16 protein-coding genes are annotated in these 19,642 nt (G+C 45.0%); 4 read left to right on the forward strand and 12 right to left on the reverse strand.

Features of this window, described 5'->3' with window-relative positions; genetic code table 11:
• The first annotated feature begins 143 nt into the window (after positions 1-143).
• From BVE84_RS00280 to BVE84_RS00290, 3 genes are all read left to right on the forward strand, one after another.
• The gene (locus BVE84_RS00280) at positions 144-944 is read left to right on the forward strand and encodes a PTS mannose/fructose/sorbose transporter subunit IIC (protein ID WP_076995097.1); all 801 of its coding nucleotides are present in this window, start codon (positions 144-146) and stop codon (positions 942-944) included.
• A 15-nt stretch (positions 945-959) separates the two neighbouring features.
• Positions 960-1,871 carry a PTS system mannose/fructose/sorbose family transporter subunit IID gene (locus tag BVE84_RS00285; RefSeq protein WP_076995098.1) on the forward strand — a complete coding sequence of 304 codons (912 nt, stop codon included), beginning with the start codon at positions 960-962 and terminating at the stop codon, positions 1,869-1,871.
• A 255-nt stretch (positions 1,872-2,126) separates the two neighbouring features.
• Entirely contained in the window at positions 2,127-2,498 is a 372-nt protein-coding gene (locus tag BVE84_RS00290) for a DUF956 family protein (RefSeq protein ID WP_076995099.1), read from the forward strand.
• Between the two features lie 775 nt (positions 2,499-3,273).
• Here BVE84_RS00290 and BVE84_RS00300 read toward each other — a convergent pair.
• Positions 3,274-7,776 carry a discoidin domain-containing protein gene (locus tag BVE84_RS00300; RefSeq protein ID WP_076995101.1) on the reverse strand — a complete coding sequence of 1,501 codons (4,503 nt, stop codon included), beginning with the start codon at positions 7,774-7,776 and terminating at the stop codon, positions 3,274-3,276.
• A 335-nt stretch (positions 7,777-8,111) separates the two neighbouring features.
• Entirely contained in the window at positions 8,112-8,318 is a 207-nt protein-coding gene (locus BVE84_RS00305) for a YSIRK-type signal peptide-containing protein (protein ID WP_076995102.1), read from the reverse strand.
• Between the two features lie 404 nt (positions 8,319-8,722).
• Here BVE84_RS00305 and serS point away from each other — a divergent pair, with 404 nt between their 5' ends.
• Entirely contained in the window at positions 8,723-10,000 is a 1,278-nt protein-coding gene (serS, locus tag BVE84_RS00310) for a serine--tRNA ligase (RefSeq protein ID WP_076995103.1), read from the forward strand.
• Between the two features lie 294 nt (positions 10,001-10,294).
• Here the strand turns inward: serS and BVE84_RS00315 are convergent, their stop codons facing one another.
• From BVE84_RS00315 to BVE84_RS00360, 10 genes are all read right to left on the reverse strand, one after another.
• Entirely contained in the window at positions 10,295-11,062 is a 768-nt protein-coding gene (locus BVE84_RS00315) for an acetyl-CoA carboxylase carboxyl transferase subunit alpha (RefSeq protein WP_076995104.1), read from the reverse strand.
• The gene (gene accD / locus BVE84_RS00320; protein WP_076995105.1) at positions 11,059-11,922 is read right to left on the reverse strand and encodes an acetyl-CoA carboxylase, carboxyltransferase subunit beta; all 864 of its coding nucleotides are present in this window, start codon (positions 11,920-11,922) and stop codon (positions 11,059-11,061) included. The genes BVE84_RS00315 and accD overlap by 4 nt, the downstream gene beginning before the upstream one ends.
• A 51-nt stretch (positions 11,923-11,973) precedes the next feature.
• Positions 11,974-13,347, reverse strand: a complete 1,374-nt coding sequence (gene accC, locus BVE84_RS00325; protein ID WP_076995106.1) for an acetyl-CoA carboxylase biotin carboxylase subunit — start codon at positions 13,345-13,347, stop codon at positions 11,974-11,976.
• Positions 13,348-13,365: 18 nt separating this feature from the next.
• Positions 13,366-13,788 (reverse strand): 3-hydroxyacyl-ACP dehydratase FabZ, encoded by a 423-nt coding sequence (gene fabZ, locus BVE84_RS00330; protein WP_076995107.1) that lies wholly within the window; start codon positions 13,786-13,788, stop codon positions 13,366-13,368.
• Positions 13,785-14,240 (reverse strand): acetyl-CoA carboxylase biotin carboxyl carrier protein, encoded by a 456-nt coding sequence (gene accB, locus BVE84_RS00335; RefSeq protein WP_076995108.1) that lies wholly within the window; start codon positions 14,238-14,240, stop codon positions 13,785-13,787. Before accB ends, fabZ begins: the two co-directional genes overlap by 4 nt.
• Complete coding sequence (fabF, locus tag BVE84_RS00340) at positions 14,241-15,473, reverse strand: beta-ketoacyl-ACP synthase II (RefSeq protein ID WP_076995109.1); 1,233 nt, start codon at positions 15,471-15,473, stop codon at positions 14,241-14,243. It abuts the gene before it with no gap.
• An 11-nt stretch (positions 15,474-15,484) separates the two neighbouring features.
• Positions 15,485-16,219, reverse strand: coding sequence for a 3-oxoacyl-[acyl-carrier-protein] reductase (fabG, locus tag BVE84_RS00345; RefSeq protein WP_076995110.1), 735 nt, complete (start codon positions 16,217-16,219; stop codon positions 15,485-15,487).
• Between the two features lie 3 nt (positions 16,220-16,222).
• On the reverse strand, positions 16,223-17,146 hold the full coding sequence (fabD, locus tag BVE84_RS00350) for an ACP S-malonyltransferase (protein WP_076995111.1): 924 nt from the start codon (positions 17,144-17,146) through the stop codon (positions 16,223-16,225).
• Between the two features lie 774 nt (positions 17,147-17,920).
• Positions 17,921-18,874, reverse strand: coding sequence for an enoyl-[acyl-carrier-protein] reductase FabK (fabK, locus tag BVE84_RS00355; RefSeq protein WP_076995112.1), 954 nt, complete (start codon positions 18,872-18,874; stop codon positions 17,921-17,923).
• Positions 18,875-19,396: 522 nt separating this feature from the next.
• Positions 19,397-19,621 carry an acyl carrier protein gene (locus BVE84_RS00360; RefSeq protein ID WP_076995275.1) on the reverse strand — a complete coding sequence of 75 codons (225 nt, stop codon included), beginning with the start codon at positions 19,619-19,621 and terminating at the stop codon, positions 19,397-19,399.
• Positions 19,622-19,642: the final 21 nt, after the last annotated feature.

Genomic DNA, 19,642 nt, shown 5'->3' on the forward strand with positions numbered 1-19,642 from the left:
TCAGATAGAAAAGAAGAGCTGTTGCCTATCGCACTCAATGACTGTATCTGAACCAACGAAAGAATCCATCCGCCTGCACCAATAGAGAAGGAAAACCATTTCTGACTCTATTCTATGTATCTTATGAAAAGAAAGGATCTATCATGTCATTCATTTCAATGATCTTGGTCGTTTTAGTTGCATTCCTTGCTGGTATGGAAGGAATCCTCGACCAATTCCAATTTCATCAACCAATCGTTGCATGTACCCTCATCGGTCTTGTAACAGGGAACCTTACTGCTGGTGTTATGCTAGGAGGTACTCTTCAATTACTCGCTCTTGGTTGGGCAAATATCGGGGCTGCCGTTGCGCCAGACGCTGCTCTTGCCTCTGTTGCTGCAGCTATCATCTTGATTAAAGGCGGTGACTTCTCCCCTGCTGCTATCAGTGTCGCTCAAGGGATTGCCATTCCTCTAGCGATCGCTGGACTTTTCCTCACCATGCTTGTGCGTACTGCTTCTGTCGCTCTTGTACACGGTGCTGACGCTGCCGCTGAAAAAGGGAACTTCGCTGCTCTTGAGCGCTACCACTTAATCGCTCTTTCTCTTCAAGGACTTCGTATCGCTGTCCCTGCTGCTCTTCTTCTTGCAATCCCTGCTGAATCTGTACAAGCTATGCTGGAATTGATGCCTGAATGGCTCAAAGGCGGTATGCAAGTCGGTGGTGGTATGGTAGTAGCTGTTGGTTTTGCCATGGTTATCAATATGATGGCGACCCGCGAAGTATGGCCATTCTTTGCAATTGGTTTTGTACTTGCTGCTGTCACTCAAATCACCTTGATCGGTTTTGGTGCCCTAGGTGTTTCAATCGCCCTTATCTATCTTCACCTTTCAAAAACAGGTGGAAATGGTGGCGGAGGAGCTACCTCTAACGATCCAATCGGCGATATCCTAGAAGACTACTAAGAAGGGAGATTTACAATGTCAGAAAAACTACAACTTTCCGTAAGCGACCGTAAAAAAGTATGGTGGCGTTCCCAATTTCTTCAGGCTTCTTGGAACTACGAGCGTATGCAAAACTTGGGGTGGGCTTACTCATTAGTTCCTGCTCTGAAAAAGCTCTACACAAAGAAAGAAGACCAGGCAGCCGCGCTAAAACGCCACATGGAATTCTTCAATACGCACCCATACGTAGCTGCTCCTATCCTCGGAGTAACACTCGCCCTTGAAGAAGAGCGCGCAAACGGTGCAGCCATTGATGACGCTGCTATCCAAGGGGTTAAAATCGGGATGATGGGACCTCTTGCTGGTATCGGTGACCCAGTATTCTGGTTTACTGTTCGTCCAATCCTTGGTTCACTTGGAGCCTCACTGGCCCTTTCAGGAAATATCCTTGGTCCGATTATCTTCTTCTTAGCATGGAATCTTATCCGCATGGCCTTTTTATGGTATACACAAGAAATTGGCTACAAGGCCGGTTCTGAAATTACAAAAGATATGTCAGGAGGTATCCTCCAAGATATTACTAAAGGTGCTTCTATCCTCGGAATGTTTATCCTCGCTGTCTTGGCACAACGTTGGGTATCCATCAACTTTACCTTCAACGTATCCGAAGTGCCACTTGCAGAAGAAGCATATATCCACTGGGACAAACTAGCAAATGGCAGCGAAGGTATCCGCCAAGCCTTTGAGCAAGTCGGTCAAGGGCTATCCCAGACTCCTACTAAAATCACTACCTTCCAAGATAACTTGAACGGTCTGATTCCAGGATTGATGAACTTACTTCTTACCTTCCTATGTATGTGGTTATTAAAGAAAAAAGTGTCACCAATCACTATTATCATTGGACTCTTTATCGTTGGTATCCTTGCCCGTCTAGTAGGTATCATGTAAGAAAAAGAAGGTTTCGGCCTTCTTTTTATGATACAATAGGAATGCCCCATGAAAATCACTATCAGACGAGCTTTCACCATCAAAGTCGGAATAATTGAAATCGTTAATCACTATTTCAAGGGGACAAGTGAAAAGCTCCAGTCGTGGTATTCATTTCCCGAGACTCTTGACGAAGTAGTCTTTTGACTTTCATGGAGTATTCGTAAGGTTGGTAGAAATTTTTACAGAACAGACAGCAATAGCAAAGGATAATGTATGGTACAGTCACAAAATAAACGAGTCGACTTACAAACAACCGGTGTTTCCTACTTAGGAACCGGTGGTAAAGTAGGAAAATTTCTCATTGGTGATCAGGCTCTAGAATTTTACGCAGATGCTAACGTAGCAGATTATATCCAAATCCCTTGGAAAAATATCCAACAAATCGGAGCCAATGTTTCTCGAAGGCATATCAGCCGGCATTTCCAGGTCTTTACCGATAGCGGAAAGTTCCTCTTTGCCTCCAAGGATTCGGGAAAGATTTTAAAAGAGGCACGAAACCATCTCGGTAATGAAAAAGTCGTGAAATTACCGACACTATTACAAACAATCGGGCAATTTTTTAAAAATGTATTTGCCAAAAACTAAAAAATCGAGTATAACGGTCGCGATGTAACGCCTGGCTTTAGATAGATAAAGACGAGTTACAAAGACTGTAACCTGAAAGGGAAGCGCCAAGTAATACTCAATAAACATCAACATCAGTTGAAGTCAAAGCTAGTTGAAACAAGAAAAGCCCTACCTTTCCTCAGTAGTTCCAGCCTAGTTCAAGGAAACGGGCTGAAAAGCTCCAGTCATGGTATTCACTCACCGAGACAAGTTGAGGGAGCAGCCTTTTGATTTTTAAAGAGTATGAGAAAAACAGAGACTCACGCCTAGCGTGAATCTCTGTTTTTCTTGACTCAAGATAGATTTCCTCATGTTCATCGAACACTTTGTCAATCTCCTATTTTTACTTCGCTCACTTCAACAGTCTGGGGATAGACTGTTGAAGGCTGGAAATAGAACGAGTGGAACTCGTGTCAAACGCCCTTTGTATCTTGTATAACTGAACACGGGCTACGAGCTGTGCAAAAAAGATAGTTTTTCCTAGAACTTGAGGTTCTTCGTCAAAACTCCTATTTTTGCTTTGCTCGCTTCAACAGTCTAGGAATAGACTGTTGAAAGTAGGAAATAGAACGAGTGAAACTCGTGTCAAACGCCCTTTGTATCCTGTGTAACTGAACACGGGCTACGAGCTGTGCAAAAAAGATAGTTTTTCCTAGAACTTGAGGTTCTTCGTCAAAACTCCTATTTTTGCTTTGCTCGCTTAACGCCCTTTGTATCTTGTATAACGACGTCAGAGCTTTATTTTTGACAAGTATCAATTTCTTCTACGACGACTTACCACCGTTACTCCTAGACTAATTAAACCTAGAGCCGTTAGGAATAGATTCCCTACTCCAGATGTTTTCGGCAAGTCTTTCGTTCTTGGTTCATCTTGACTCCTTGAAGATTGAATAGAAGCTAGTTTTACAGCTGGAATTCCATGAGTCAGATTCTCATTTGGACTCATACCATGTTCAAAGGTCGGAACTTTGTGGAGGAGATTTTCATTCGGACTGATACCCCCTTCAAAGGCTGGTGGTTCTGGAATCAACAGACTATCATTCTTATCTGTGTTTGACTCCCCACCAGTGTTATCCGGCTTACCTTCTTGATGACCAGATTGTTGTTGGCTATTAGCGTCAACTTTTCCACTAGCTAACAAGGCGCGTAGTATCCTATTAGAACGATCGATAGCTTCTTGATTATTGCCAGCCAAAGCTGCATAGGCTACTTGCACTTCTGCTCGAATGGCTGCTATTGCCTCAGCAGTGTAAGCTGCTGAATCAATACTATTTGCTTGATCAATCGCATTCAATAAGTAGCCTGTCGTCAGACTTTTGACGTCTTCAGGTACAAACAGAACAACTGGTGTAAGTTCCGCAACAGCTACAATCTTATTTCGATTATCTGGTTGGCCATTGGTACCGTTTTGCCAATGATACGTCTCATAGGCAGTCAGACGGAAATATTTCGCTTCTACTGGCTCAAATAAGATGGAATGATATGGTTTACCTGGCGTAAAGGTGATGGTACCATCAGCATTACCTTCCGTTAGGGCGACCGCTGCCCAGTCCTGACCATTTAAGCTGTATTCCAATGAAGCTTTCCGAATATCTCCTGTAGCTTGTAAATTTTGAAGTCGAGGAACATAGCGGACCTCTGATATAGACTGTGGTTGAGTCATCTCAATCGTCAGGCGTTGCCGAGTCGTTCTGTTATCTGCTGTCGGACTACTTGCCCAATACGTACCGGTATTGCCATCCGTAGCTGCACCTGCCGGTCGAGGACCACCATCATTTGGATCATATGATGGTGCTTGTGAACCAGTCACATTCATCTCAACAGGGCGCATTTCCTTAACCGGTGTCAGTTCTCGTGCTAGATTAAGAGCTGTCTCAAAGTCTCTCGCACCGTTTTCTAGAATAAAGCGGTCGAGGTTACCTGCAAAGTCACCTTTGGCCAGCTTGATGGACGATCGTTCTAAACGTTCGTTAATCTTGTTAGGATTGTAATGACTGTTGTGTAGCTCTCCGTTGATATAAATACGCAAGCTCCCATTCGGTACACGAACTGCAGTAATGACAACTTCTTCGTTTGCAACAATCAATTTATCCGGACGACCAGTATCTTCTTTGCTCAAGGCTGTAAATGGAGCCGACTTAACAACCTCACCTTTGACTTCAAACACTGCACGACCTTCCGCATCAACAGATAGCTTCCACTGTCCTTCTTGCTCTGCAATGGTTTGTCCAAGATGATCCAGCGTCACTTTTGCAGTTACAGAAAAGACACCACGACCTTCAACACCATCGTTATCAAGCGTTTGGCTAGGCTCTACCTGGCTAATATCTTGAATAACACCACCACTATATGCTGTTACCGAAACCGTTCCTGCAGAAATATTAGCTTGGCCTGCATTATCTTTAACATTGGCAAATGTGATCATTACCTTTTCACGATTAAGCAGGTTATCTGCCAAAGTTAGGGTGACTGTACGTAAATTTTCATTCAGCCGAACTGAGCTGACTGTATGACCAGATACTGTGAAACTAGCATCATCGATAATGACACGTTCATCAAACTCCACAGTCAAGGTATTGGCAGCTGTCGCTTTTGCTTCAAACACCTCTGCAGCACGCCTATCTTGTTTGGTTGAATACTGAAAGACAACTGCCTCGTATGGTTGAAGCGTAATCCGAAGAGTATCTCCATAATTGGTCACCTCACTGGTATCATGACGTTTGTCACCTAAAACAGTGATACGATATAGGTTTGCTGTTCCTTCACGCATACCGACAATACGATCTAATTTTAATTCATAACTTTGTTCGCGATCAATTGGGTTACGGATGGATACAATACCATTTTCTGCATCCCATGCGGAGTAACCGTACACTTCTCCTTCACGTGGCTGACCACCATGATAAACGGAATTGCGAAGCGTCTCGAAATTCGACTCAATCCACTTGACAGCTTCACCATTTACTTGCCACTTGGCATCATCCAGCATACTTGGGCTATAGTAGAATTCCCAGAAGCCAGTCCCTCGAGTTCCCAACATATAGAGATATGTGCGGAAATCCTCTGTGGAGAATTGAATCTGGCTACGAGCAGGTCCTAATGGGGTCAATTTCTTACTAGTATGAGCTGTTGCACCATATACCGGGTCATGGTTATAAATGTTTGAAAATGGAATCTGCCATTTGCGGTCGCGAATCAATTTTTCATAAGAATCGTCACGGTAAGACAATGCTTCATTGGCATCATTCCCAAAATCTAGGGTGTCATTTGGCGCACGTTTGACACCGTCTTGGTAGTCAACATCAGCAGTGTTTTGCATCCAGATTGAATTGACCCACTGAAGAAACCATGGTGATGGTGGAATATAAGATGTGAGGTTAATCCAAGCATCCTCTAATGTTGGAGCGTTTTTACGGATAATACTATACAACCCAATCCAACGCTCATGGGCTTCTGTCATGGAGTACATATTTTTATATCCTCCACCAATATAATGACCACCAGCATCTGTTGTATTCTGCGGATAGCGAAGCATACCATCGAGTTTCCAATAGTTAATATCAAATTCTTGACCATATCGTGCAAACAAGGCCTTCAAAGCATCCACATAGCGCTTATCCCCGATGTAGACATCTCCTGCTGGAGTTTTTGAACCGAGTCCATTATTGGCCAGGTGGGTTGCCATACGACCTTCTGTACCGTATCCACCCCGCGGTCCCATCCAAAGACCAAAGTCAGATCCAAACCGTTTTACTTGCTTACTAGAATCATACAACTTGTTTGGGAATTTTTCATTAAAATCCCAAACTGATTCAACATTTTGCCAGCCATCATCCACAACGAAGGAATCAAGAGGCGATACGCCACCATTTGTAAATCCACGATCAATTTCGTTGAAACTGGACTGAATATTCTCAGCAGTGATTGATTTCATCAAATCATACCAAGAATTATACTGTTTACGGAAGTAGGTCTTGGTTCCAATCTTGGCAATATAATCATAGAAGTCCTGTTGAACAACGCTATAGTCAGCTGAACGAGCTACACCAATCACGGTATTCCAAGTGCGGTAATTCCCATCTTCATCTAAATCCAATTCTGCCAATGTTTTACCTGAATAATAGCGAGAGAAAAGCTGTTTAGTTGCTTCCTCAACAGAGTTCCAAGCAATCGGAAATTCTGATCCCGTGTAAAAACTTCCCAGATAGACTGGTTGACCTAGTCCAGCATGAAAACCATCAAAGTTAGCCATTTCGGCAATCGGTGCTTGGTTGGAAAACTCTTCATAAGCCTGCCCTGCCGGTAACTTAAAGTTTTGGAGGTCAATGGTATCAATGGATAGGGTCGCACGATGTTCCTCTGGAATGGAGATAACCAAGTGACTCTGACTGAATTTAGCATCCTTCTTTAGGCTCATCACATATTTGATGGTGACAGGCACATTTTTATAGATATATGGCTGGAAGGTGTAGGTAATGGTCTGATCTCCATTCTTCTCAACCTTCTCAATCCCTCCCTCTGCTAAAACGAGTTTGTCTAGAGAAATTTGACGACGGGCAAAGAAGGCTTCAAGGTGTTTTTGATAGTCAGCCTCTCTTGCTGCATGCTTAGCCTTGACAGCATCCGGATCCAAGTCTGATACATCTAATTCAGCTGCCGCTGCAAATGGCTGCCCATTTTGTGATGAAGTTGTCTCAAAACGAATGGCCTTGATATTTCGTTTTAATTCTCCAAAATCAATGTATTGGATGGCCTTTGGATTTTCTGTAATAGTCCCTTGGCTCAACAATGTGAAGTTTGTTGCGTCACCTTCTTTGATGTAAACCTTATAACCCTTGATCAACCCATTTGCATTAGCAGGGCCGTCCTGACGAGGTACATAAATAAAAGTACGGATATCTTTTGAATCTGGGAAGGTCAGATCTACATATGCTGGTAGCTCTCTCTGTGGACCAGTACCCGCAGCATGATAGTTGCTATGCCAAATGGTGTTTACATCACCGTCCACTACAAAACGAACATTTCCTTCGCGACTACCAGCATTTGCCTGTGTATTGGTCTCTACGACCCAACGATTGCGATCCTCTGCCTCTGCAATATAGCCCGGTCGACTCGGAGCTTGATCACTATCCCCCACTGATGGTTTAAACTGAATGATAAATTCTTTGGAACCTTCTGAGAAGACAAGATCATCATTTGCTGCTGTTAATTTATTTGAAATGGAAACTGTCCGTAGTTTACCATTCTCGACAATCATTCTGCGACTGATATAGTCATTTTCAAGTGTTACTTCCTGATTTTCAACAGGTACAGATCTGGCTTCTGGTATGCCAACCGATCTTACTGTTCCTTCTGGAGCTGAACCATCTGGGACTCCACTACCTAGAATTGAAACAGATGAGGATCCAACTGGAACGTCGCTATCCGGAGCTGAAGCCGACGGAACTCCTGATGGATTGTCGCTATCTGGAGCTGAAACCGGTGAATCCCCAACTGGATTTCCGCTGTCTGGAGTGACGTTTTCCTGATCTCCAGGTGCTTCTGAACTAACTCTTGGTGCAGTTTCTGCAACAAGGGCCGATTCAGATGTAGTTACCCCCCCCCCCCCGAATCAGCCTGAGGCTGTTCTACAATGACTGGGGGAACTGCTCCTTCTACTGTCTCAGAATTTGCTAAAACAGTCGGTGCTTGAAGCATGCCAGCTAAAAAGACACCAACAACAACTGAGCCGACACCCCAGCTTCGCTTGCGAATCGAATAATGATATAATTTTTGATCATTTTTATCTTGTCTATTCATATGTTCCTCCGTTATTTTCTGAAAAGATAAAACTTATTCCCAATGACTCGTTTATACCCTCCTTTCCAGTGGTTATAACCAGTTGCTTTTATTATACTCTGTGTAAGCGCTTTTGTCAACATGAAATAGACTGGGATTATCTCCACTGTCAATCATTTTTTTAAATTTTCTAATCGTAGTTTACAAGTTCACTAATTTAAGGTATAATCAAGTAGACGGATAAGTAGTATCAGGCGTTTTTCAGAAAGTCTGCGGTAGCTGCGAGCAGATAGACAAAGGATATGAAATTCTACCGTTTCTCACATTTTTATACAGAACTAAGTGCACTCATGTGAAGTTGGATGGAACCGTGGCTCCTGTCACTCCAACGCTTTCATGGGTGCGTTTTTCTATAGGAGGAAATTATGTTAGACATCAAACGCATTCGGGCAGATTTTGACAGTGTCGCAACAAAACTTGCTAGCCGTGGTGTAGCTACTAAAACGCTTGAAACCATCAAGGAATTAGATACCAAACGCCGTGAAGTCTTGGTCAAGGTTGAAGAATTAAAGGCAGAGCGCAATACCGTTTCAGCTGAAATTGCCCAAGCAAAACGCAATAAGGAGAGCGCCACAGACAAGATTGCAGCCATGCAAGAACTCTCTGCAACCATCAAGGGGCTTGATGCTGATCTCCTTGCGATTGACCAAGAATTACAAGCCATCCTTGTCGTCTTGCCCAATACACCGCACGACAGCGTACCTGTCGGCGCAGACGAAGAAGAAAACGTAGAAATTCGCCGTTGGGGAAGGCCACGTGAATTTGACTTTGAACCAAAAGCCCACTGGGATCTTGGTGAAGACCTGGGGATTCTTGACTGGGAGCGCGGGGCAAAAGTAACGGGGGCTCGCTTTCTCTTCTACAAAGACCTCGGTGCTCGTTTGGAGCGTGCCATTTACAACTTCATGCTGGATGAGCATATCGCAGAAGGCTACCAAGAAGTGATTCCCCCTTATATCGTCAACCACGATTCCATGTTTGGAACAGGACAGTATCCAAAGTTCAAGGAGGATACTTTCGAACTAGATGGTACCAATTTTGTTCTCATTCCAACAGCTGAAGTCCCACTTACCAATTACTACCGTGATGAGATTTTAGACAGCAAGCAACTGCCAATCTACTTCACTGCCATGAGTCCGTCCTTTCGTTCCGAAGCGGGTTCTGCCGGTCGCGATACCCGTGGTCTAATCCGCCTGCACCAGTTCCATAAGGTTGAAATGGTCAAATTCGCCAAGCCAGAGGAATCCTATGAAGAATTGGAGAAGATGACAGCTAATGCAGAAAATATTCTTCAAAAGCTGGGCCTTCCTTACCGCGTCCTTGCTCTTTGTACAGGTGATATGGGCTTTTCAGCAGCCAAAACCTATGACCTAGAGGTCTGGATTCCTGCTCAAAATAGCTACCGTGAGATTTCTAGCTGCTCCAATACAGAAGATTTCCAAGCCCGTCGCGCTCAGATCCGCTACCGTGATGAAGCCGATGGAAAGGTCAAGCTCCTCCACACCTTGAATGGATCAGGCCTTGCGGTAGGACGAACCGTTGCAGCTATCCTTGAAAACTACCAAAATGCAGACGGCTCTGTCACAATCCCTGAAGTCCTTCGTCCATATATGGGCGGAATTGAGGTGATCGCACCGGACTGATGGTGTCTCAATCATTCCAGTAGTCCAGACAATAGCACCTCTATAAACCCCACAAAGCAACGGTTTTTATGCCGTTGCTTTGTGGGGTATTCGGGTCAACTATTGTCCCAGCCCCTAGCCCGAGCCAAGAAATCAGAAAGCGAGGATGAACCAGTTGAACCAAGAAAGTGACCACAGAAGCCTGAGCTAGGAAATAGGAATTGTGACGAGTTGACCAAGTATCCTGTTGATCTTTTAAGAGTATAATGAGACGCCAAATAAGCTGAGCAACTGCTCAGCTTATGACTTTTTATGCTAATATTTCCGAAAGCGCTCATAGCGGGCTGCTATTAGCTGCTCCGTTGGTTGAGACTGCAACTGCTGAAAGCTCGTGAGTAGCTTCTGCTTTAAGCAAGCCACCATCTCCTGCTGACTCTCTTGCTCTGGAATGACCTGATCAACGACACCCATCTCTAAGAGTTCATAAGAGGTGATTTTCATGAGGCGGGCAGCTTCCATGGCACGGCTAGCATCTTTCCATAAAATAGAGGCAAATCCTTCTGGGCTCAGCACGGCATAGATGGCATGCTCCAACATCCATACCTGATCTGCTACTGCAAGAGCAAGCGCGCCACCAGACCCTCCCTCACCTATGATAAGAGCAATCACCGGAACCTTCAAATCGCTCATCTCCATGAGATTACGGGCAATGGCTTCCCCCTGCCCCCGCTCCTCAGCACCGACACCTGGATAGGCACCTGCGGTATTGATAAGGGTCAACACAGGACGACCAAACTTCTCTGCCTGCTTCATCAAGCGGAGGGCCTTGCGGTAGCCCTCTGGATGGGGCTGACCAAAATTACGCTTGAGATTATCCTGCAAACTCTTGCCCTTTTGAATCCCTACTACTGTGATAGGGAGGCTATCTAAAAAACCGATCCCTCCGATGACGGCGCCATCATCCCGAAACTGACGGTCCCCATGCAACTCCATAAAATCATCTAAGAGCAGGCGAGCATACTCCAGACTGGTGAGTCGCGCCTGATCACGCGCTTGTCGAATGGTCTTCGCTATCTTTGTCATCTCTTTCCTCCATGCAACCGAACTAGAAAACCAATGGTCTCCCGCAATTCCTGCCGTTTGACAATCGCATCTATAAAACCATGCTCCTGGAGAAATTCTGCCCTTTGAAAGTCATCGGGCAACTGTTCTCGAACCGTGCTTTCGATTACCCGACGACCAGCAAAGCCAACCAAGGCCTGCGGTTCTGCTAGAATCACATCTCCTTGCATAGCAAAGGAAGCGGTCACTCCGCCTGTCGTTGGATCTGTCAAGATAGTGAGATAAAAAAGCCCTGCATTGGAATGGCGTTTAACAGCCGCAGAAACCTTCGCCATCTGCATGAGGCTCATAATTCCCTCCTGCATCCTGGCACCACCTGAAGCGGTAAATAGGACTACGGGCAAGGACTCCTCCAAGGCATATTCAAACAGACGGGTAATCTTTTCACCAACAACAGTCCCCATACTGGCCATAATAAAAGAAGCATCCATGATACCAAGAGCTACATCTTGTTCCATAATTTTCGCTCGTCCTGTTAAGACAGCCTCATCTAGCCCCGTCTTTTGACGAACGAGGGCTAATTTTTCCAGATAATCTGGAAAATCAAGAGGATTGGTCGTTTCCAGACCGGCAAATAATTCTTCAAACGAATCTGTATCCACTGTTAACGCCAAACGCTGGCAAGCACCGATTCGGAAAGCATAGGAACAATAGTGGCACATCTTCTCCTGACCCAGTTCCTTCTGATAAATCATGCGCTTACAGGCTGGACATTTTGAAAACAACTCATCTGGAACCTCCGGCTTTGCTTGCGGTTCTTCTCTTCTTGAACGATTCGGATTGATCCGAATATAGTGATCTTTTTTTGAAAATAAAGCCATCCTTACTCCTTATTCACAGAAACAGCCGTCAACAAACGACTGTCCTCGTCCTTATGTCTGATTGCTCGCTTTATACTCTGGTAAAAAATCCTCCATCAAAAAAGCAGTGTCATAATCTCCTGCAACTACCCGAGGATGGGAGAGCAAATCTAATTGAAAGCCACTATTGGTCTGAATGCCATCAATCTCTAACTCATATAAAGCCCGCTGCATTTTCATCAAGGCTTCAAACCGATCAGCCCCGTGGACGATGACCTTGGCAATCATGCTATCATAGTAGGGTGGAATAGTGTAGCCCGGATAGACAGCTGAATCTACCCGCACTCCTACTCCTCCGCTCGGTAGGTAGAGATTTGAAATGGTCCCAGGACTTGGAGCAAAGTGAAAGGCTGGATTTTCTGCGTTAATCCGACATTCAATGGAATGTCCCTGAATCACAATATCTTCCTGACGAAGGCTCAATTCTTGGCCAGCAGCAATACGAATTTGCTCCTTGACAATATCCACCCCTGTCACAAACTCAGTTACAGGGTGTTCTACCTGCACACGGGTATTCATCTCCATGAAATAGAATTGACCGCTTGCTTCATCTAAAAGAAATTCAATCGTCCCTGCATTTTCATAACCGACCGATATTGCTGCACGTACCGCTGCCTGACCGAGCTTCTCACGAAGGGTCTTCCCAATGGCAATGGAAGGCGCTTCTTCCAAGACCTTTTGATTATTACGCTGGAGCGAGCAGTCCCGCTCCCCCAGATGCACAACATGCCCATATCGATCTGCTAAAATCTGGACTTCAATGTGCCGTGCAGGATAGATGACTCGCTCCAAATACATAGCACCATTGCCAAAAGCAGCCTGGGCTTCACTGGAGGCCGATTCAAAGGCCGCTACTAAATCCTCGGCTGCCTCTACCTTGCGAATCCCTTTTCCGCCACCGCCAGCAGAGGCTTTGAGCATGACTGGATAGCCGATTTCTGCTGCGACAGCAAGAGCCTCATCTGCAGTCGTAATCTCACCATCAGATCCTGGTATCACTGGCACTACTGCTTGAATCATCTGAGTACGGGCATTGATCTTATCTCCCATCCTATCCATAACGTCTCCAGATGGCCCAATAAATGTAATCCCTACTTCTGCACAAAGAGTTGCAAAGGTTGAATTTTCACTTAAAAAGCCAAAGCCTGGGTGAATGGCTTCTGCTCCTGTCACCACTGCCGCAGAAATAATGGCATTCATATTTAAATAAGAATCTCTCGATCTAGCTGGACCGATACAAATAGCTTCATCAGCCAGCATGGTGTGGAGAGCCTCCCTATCAGCTGTTGAATAAATGGCTACGGTTGCAATTCCCAACTCACGCGCCGCTCGAATAATCCGCACCGCAATCTCTCCACGATTGGCTATCAGTATTTTCCGAAACATGCTCCCCTCCCTTATAGTTTAACGTTCAATAGCGAAGGTCAAAATCCCGCTAGCCGCTACTGTTCCATCTACTTCCGCCTTGGCTTCTACGACCGCAATCGTGCCACGACGTTTGACAAACCGAGCTGTCATGATGAGCTGATCACCTGGTAGGACTTGTTTTTTAAATTTGACCTTGTCCATGCCTGCGTAAAAGACCAGCTTGCCCTTATTTTCCTTCTTAGATAATTCCAAGACACCTGCTGTCTGTGCTAAGGCTTCCATGATGAGAACTCCTGGCATAACAGGGTAGTTTGGAAAATGCCCGTTAAAGAAAGGCTCGTTAATGGTCACATTTTTAAGGGCAACAATCTCATCTTCTTTCAGTTCAAGCACCCGATCCACCAAGAGCATGGGATAGCGATGGGGGAGTGCTTCTTTAATCTCTTGAATATCCATCATACAATCCGCACCAATCCTTGTCCATATTCAACCACATCCTCATTGGTGACCAAAACCTCTACTACTCTTCCATCGCATGGGGCAGGAATTTCATTCATCACCTTCATAGCTTCAACAATCATCACGGTCTGACCCTTTTTGACACGATCACCGATAGTAACAAAGACCGGCTTATCTGGTGAAGGAGCTAGATAGGCCACTCCTACAAGAGGACTTTCTACCACCATTCCCTCGTCAGTTCCATCTATGCCAGCTGGTGGCGTGGCTACTTGAGAGGCTTCCACTTCTTCTACTACCGCAGCTGGACTGGCGACAGAGGCGGGGGCAACCGCTTCTACCTGATGCTCATTTTTACTGAAAAGTAGCTGAATACCATCATTTGTATACGAAAATTCACGTAGACTAGACTGATCAAATTGACTCATCAAGTCCTTAATATCTGTATTATTCACTTAGTCCTCCCAGCGTTTAAAGGCAATGACGGCATTATGACCACCAAAGCCAAAGGTATTTGAAATGGCATAGCGAATCTCCATATCACGACCATGACCATAGATAACATCTGCTTCAATATAGTCAGATAGCTCTTGAGTTCCTGCCGTTTTTGGGGCATGAGAATGACGCATGGCTTCAATCACCACAGCTGCCTCGACGGCACCTGCCGCTCCTAGCAAATGTCCCGTATAAGACTTGGTCGAAGAGACAGGAGTCTCTGTGCCAAACACCGCGACAATCGCCTGACTTTCTCCCTTTTCATTGGCAGGGGTAGAGGTACCATGGGCATTGATATAGTCAATATCTTGCGGTGTAAGACCCGCTTCAGCAAGCGCCAGCTTCATGGCCTTAATGGCTCCTAGACCTTCTGGATGAGGGGAGGTCATGTGGTGGGCATCGCAAGTATTTCCATAACCCACGATTTCTGCTAGGATGCTTGCCCCACGTTTTTCAGCATGTTCCAAGCTCTCCAAGACCAGAACCGCACTTCCTTCTCCCATGACAAATCCATTGCGATCCTTGTCAAAGGGAATGGACGATCGGAAGGGATCCTCTGTCGTCGATAGGGCTGTCAAGGCTTGAAAGCCCCCAATAGCAAATGGTGTAATCGCTGCTTCTGAGCCTCCAGCTAAGATGACATCTTGGAAGCCAAACTTGATTTCACGGAAGGCTTCACCGATAGCGTCATTTGAGGAAGCACAAGCTGTAATCACACATTTACAGATACCATTTGCCCCTAGCTGCATGGCGATGTTTCCAGCTGCCATATTAGGAAGAGCCTTAGGAAGCGCCATCGGACGAATCCGCTTTGCTCCCTTGGTATTCATTTTTTCAACCTGCTCTTCAATCTCCTTAATCCCACCGATACCGGTTGATAAGATAACACCAAACCGATCATGGTTGAGACTCTCTGTCTTTAAGCCTGCATTTGCAACTGCTTCACGAGCTGCATACATGGCGTAAAGAGAGTACAGGTCATAGCGATTCGTATCTTTTTTTACGAAATATTTGTCGAAGGGAAAATCAAGCACTTCTGCTGCATTGTGGACACTGTAGTCGCTCGTATCAAACTTCGTAATGGGACCAATCCCAACTTTTCCTGTTTTTAAACTATGCCAAAATTCTTCAGGTGTATTACCGATCGGTGAGGTTAAGCCATATCCTGTCACTACTACTCTATTTGTTGTCATATCTTGCTCCTTTATTGCATGGTTAGACCGCCGTCAATAGCGATGACTTGGCCTGTGAGGTATTCTTGACGAGCTAGAAAAACCGCAACATCTGCCACTTCTTGCGCCAAACCAAAACGTTTCATGGGAATCTGTCCTAGCATGGCTTCTCTGATTTTATCTGATAAAACAGCGGTCATATCAGACTCAATAAAACCTGGAGCAATCGCATTGACACGAACATTACGTCCTGCCACCTCACGAGCAATGGCCTTGGTAAAACCAATCACTCCTGCCTTAGAGGCTGCATAGTTGGCTTGACCAGCATTTCCTATCAACCCTACAACACTAGACACATTGATAACAGCTCCCATCTTTGCCTTCGTCATGGGTTTCAAAACCGCCTGTGTCATATTGAAGGTCCCCGTTAGATTCACCTTTAGTACCGCTTCAAAGTCATCTTCTGACATTCTAAGCGCTAAGCCATCCTTGGTAATCCCCGCATTGTTGACGAGAATATCAATCGAACCGGCCAGTTCAATAGCTTTTGCTACCATCTGCCTAGCATCTTGCTGCTTAGCAACATCACCGAGTACCACATGGACCTTCACACCGTAGTCAGCAAAACTTTCTAGGACTTCTGCTGGAATACTGCTTCGACCATTTAAAATAACATTGGCCCCTTGTCCTGCAAAGGCATGGGCAATCCCAAGGCCAATTCCACGACTAGAGCCGGTAATCAATACGTTTTTTCCACTTATCTCCATCTGTTACTCCTCTCTTACGAACATTTCAAGCGTCGCTAGATTTTCAACCTGCTTCACACTTGCTGAGCGGTCTATTTTTTTTAAGAATCCTGATAAAACTGCTCCCGGACCAATTTCAACAAAGTTCGTAACTCCTGCTTGTTGCAGACAGGCAATCGAATCATAGAAACGAACTGGCTCCATCACTTGGCGGGTCAAAAGAGGGACGATGTCCTCCTTGGTCATCACTTGAGCAAGGGTATTGCCTACCAAGGGAAGGTCAAAGTCTCGGAAGGAAATGCTGGCTAACACTTTCCCCAAACGTTCTGAAGCAGGTCGTAATAGGGCAGTGTGAAACGGCCCTGATACATTGAGCGGAATGAGCCGCTTGACACCAGCCTCCCTCAGTAACCTTACCGCTTCATCAACTGCAGCCACTTCCCCACCAATAACGATTTGACTAGGGGTATTATAGTTGGCGGGCGCCACGATTCCACAGCAGGATGCTGCTTGACAGGCCCCTTCGATTGTCTCCAAATCTCCATTTAAGACTGCAACCATTTTCCCACTACCTGCTGGAGCAGCCTGCTCCATATATTCGCCTCGCTTAGCTACTAAGGCAACCGCCTCTTTGAACTCCAAGGCTCCTGAAGCTACCATGGCACTATATTCCCCAAGCGATAAGCCTGCGACCATATCTGCCCTTGCTCCCTTTTCTTGCATCAAGCGCCAAATTGCAACAGATGTTGTCAAGATAGCTGGTTGAGTGTAACGGGTCTGGTGGAGTCTTTTTTCATCTGTATCAATCAGTTCGCGTATATCATAGCCTAGAGTAGCCCTTGCCTCATCAAAGGTCTCTCTCACGCTCCTATACTGGTCATACAAATCCCGCCCCATGCCTAGGTATTGGGTACCTTGACCAGCAAATAAATAGGCCGTTTTCGTCATCTTATTCTCCCATTTCATATCGTTTGATGTTCATTTTTGTATCAACCTGAATCCCTATACTCTTCAAACTCAACCGTATACCTGGTCAAGTCGTTAAAATTCCTATTTCCTAGCTCACTATGATTACTTTCTTGTTTCAACTGGTTAATCATCGCTTCCCGATTTCTTGGCTCGGGCTTCTATGGTCACTTTCTTATTTCTAGGTGACCGTTGAAACAGTTCCCCGAACTTCTAGGCTCACTTTCTTATTTCTAGGTGACCGTTGAAACAGTTCACCGAACTGTTTCAATCCTATTTTCACTTAGACCTTTTAACGTCTTCACATCTTAGCCAACTGAGTTCAGCCTAAAACCTCGGAAAAAAGATAGGCAGCTGTTTCGGCTTTAGCCGATTACAGATGAGAATCCCTTTAGGGATAGGCTTTCTTGTATTCATCGAACACTGCGGCAACCTCCTATTTTTCAGTCGCTTTTTATACGCCCTTTGTATCTTGGAATTGAACACGCCCTAAACTCTGTGCGAAAAAGACAAATCTTCCTAGCTTCAAAGGTATACTATACCTTTGAAGGCGGGAAATAGGAGTTTGCCTTAGCAAACTCTCAGCAACCCTCTTCGTCAGATTTTCTATTTTCGCTTTGAGTTTTTCACGGGCTTTGTATCTTATATAATTGAGTTCGGACTAAGGTCTGTGTGAAAAAGACAATTCCTCCTAGAGTCTCTGGACTCTACGTCAGAATTCCTATTTTCACTTAGACCTTTTAACGTCCTCACATCTTAGTTCCACAATGCTGCTTGTTCCTTTATGACTCGGGCTGCTCCAGTATAAATATCCTGCAAAATCTCCGCACAAGACTCTTCTTTGGTAATCAAGCCCGCAATCTGACCTGCCATGACAGAACCGTATTCCACATCACCATCTACTACAGCATGCTTCAAGGCACCTGCTCCCAATTCTTCGATGTCCTTACTATCTTTCAAACCGCGGAGAAAATCTTTTTCCGCACTGGCATAAGCTGTCGAAAGCCTATTTTTAATCGCCCGCACAGGATGTCCAACTACCTGAGCAGAAATCGTCGTATCAATATCTTTGGCATGTAAAATCTTGGCTTTAAACTTGGGATGAGCATTCGACTCCTTTGCTACAGCAAAGCGAGTCCCTACCTGAACAGCTGTAGCTCCCAGCATAAAGGCTGCTGCTGCACCGCGACCATCTGCAATTCCTCCTGCTGCAATAACTGGAATCGAAACCGCTTCTACTACCTGGCGTACCAAGGTCATGGTCGTCAATTTCCCGATATGACCACCTGCTTCCATTCCTTCAGCAATCACCGCATCTGCCCCCAGCTTTTCCATGCGTTTTGCAAGGGCAACACTTGGGACAACCGGAATAACGATAATACCTGCCGCATGGAAACGCTCCATGTATTTCCCGGGGTTCCCCGCCCCAGTTGTCACGACTTTTACACCTTCGGCAATGACTAAATCCACAATGTCATCAGCAAATGGAGACAAGAGCATAATGTTGACTCCAAAGGGTCTATCCGTCAGCGCTTTAACCTTATCAATATTGGCTTTTACAACTTCTTTTGGAGCATTTCCTCCACCGATTATCCCTAAACCACCTGCATTTGAGACTGCTCCTGCTAAATCGCCGTCCGCTACCCAGGCCATCCCTCCCTGGAAAATCGGATACTCAATCTGAAGTAGTTCCGTAATCTTTGTTTGCATCATGTCCCCTTTTCAATTCATCATTTTGCTTAGTTAATCATTTGATACTCACTAAAAATCAAGCTCAGAAGCTAGCCGAATGGAACACAAGCTAAAAGCAAAGGCTTTTTCGGCCTATGTTCTATTTTTCAGTCACTTTTTTACGCCCTTCGTATCTTTCCATAATCCTATGAGGACTATTGCAAAGTACGCCAAGGCGATACTTAATCTAGTTTGAAGAGATTTTGGAAGAGTATGACCATCAAATAATTAACAAAACAAGGACGTGGGATAGGTATTTATCCCACCATCCACTCGAAGATACTTTGATATTTCGATGTTTTGAATATCAAAGTATTTACTCTAGCAAAAATGCTAGAAACTAGCATTTATGTACCCTATAAATATCTGAATCCAACAAGAAAATGAAACTGCAAACGAAGGAGGAGAAGCGGTTCATGCTATCAACAAAAGAGCATTGCCCTCTTCTCAACCATCCAGACAGATTCATTTCTAACGAAAGAAACTGATTGTTGAGCGGTATTAGTTGGTTTGTTTTTCTACATACGCCACAAGGTCGCCTACAGTCGTCAATCCCTCTTCCGATTCGATTTGAATATCAAACTCATCTTCGATTTCTGAAATCACCTGGAAAAGATCCAAGGAATCTGCATCTAAATCTTCAAATGTTGTTGTCAGACTTACTTCTTCTGCATCCTTACCAAGTTCTTCAACGATAATTGCTTGTACTTTTTCAAATACTGCCATAATAGTTTTCTCCTTTAAGAA

This window comes from Streptococcus azizii, from assembly GCF_001984715.1.
Classification (GTDB): domain Bacteria; phylum Bacillota; class Bacilli; order Lactobacillales; family Streptococcaceae; genus Streptococcus; species Streptococcus azizii.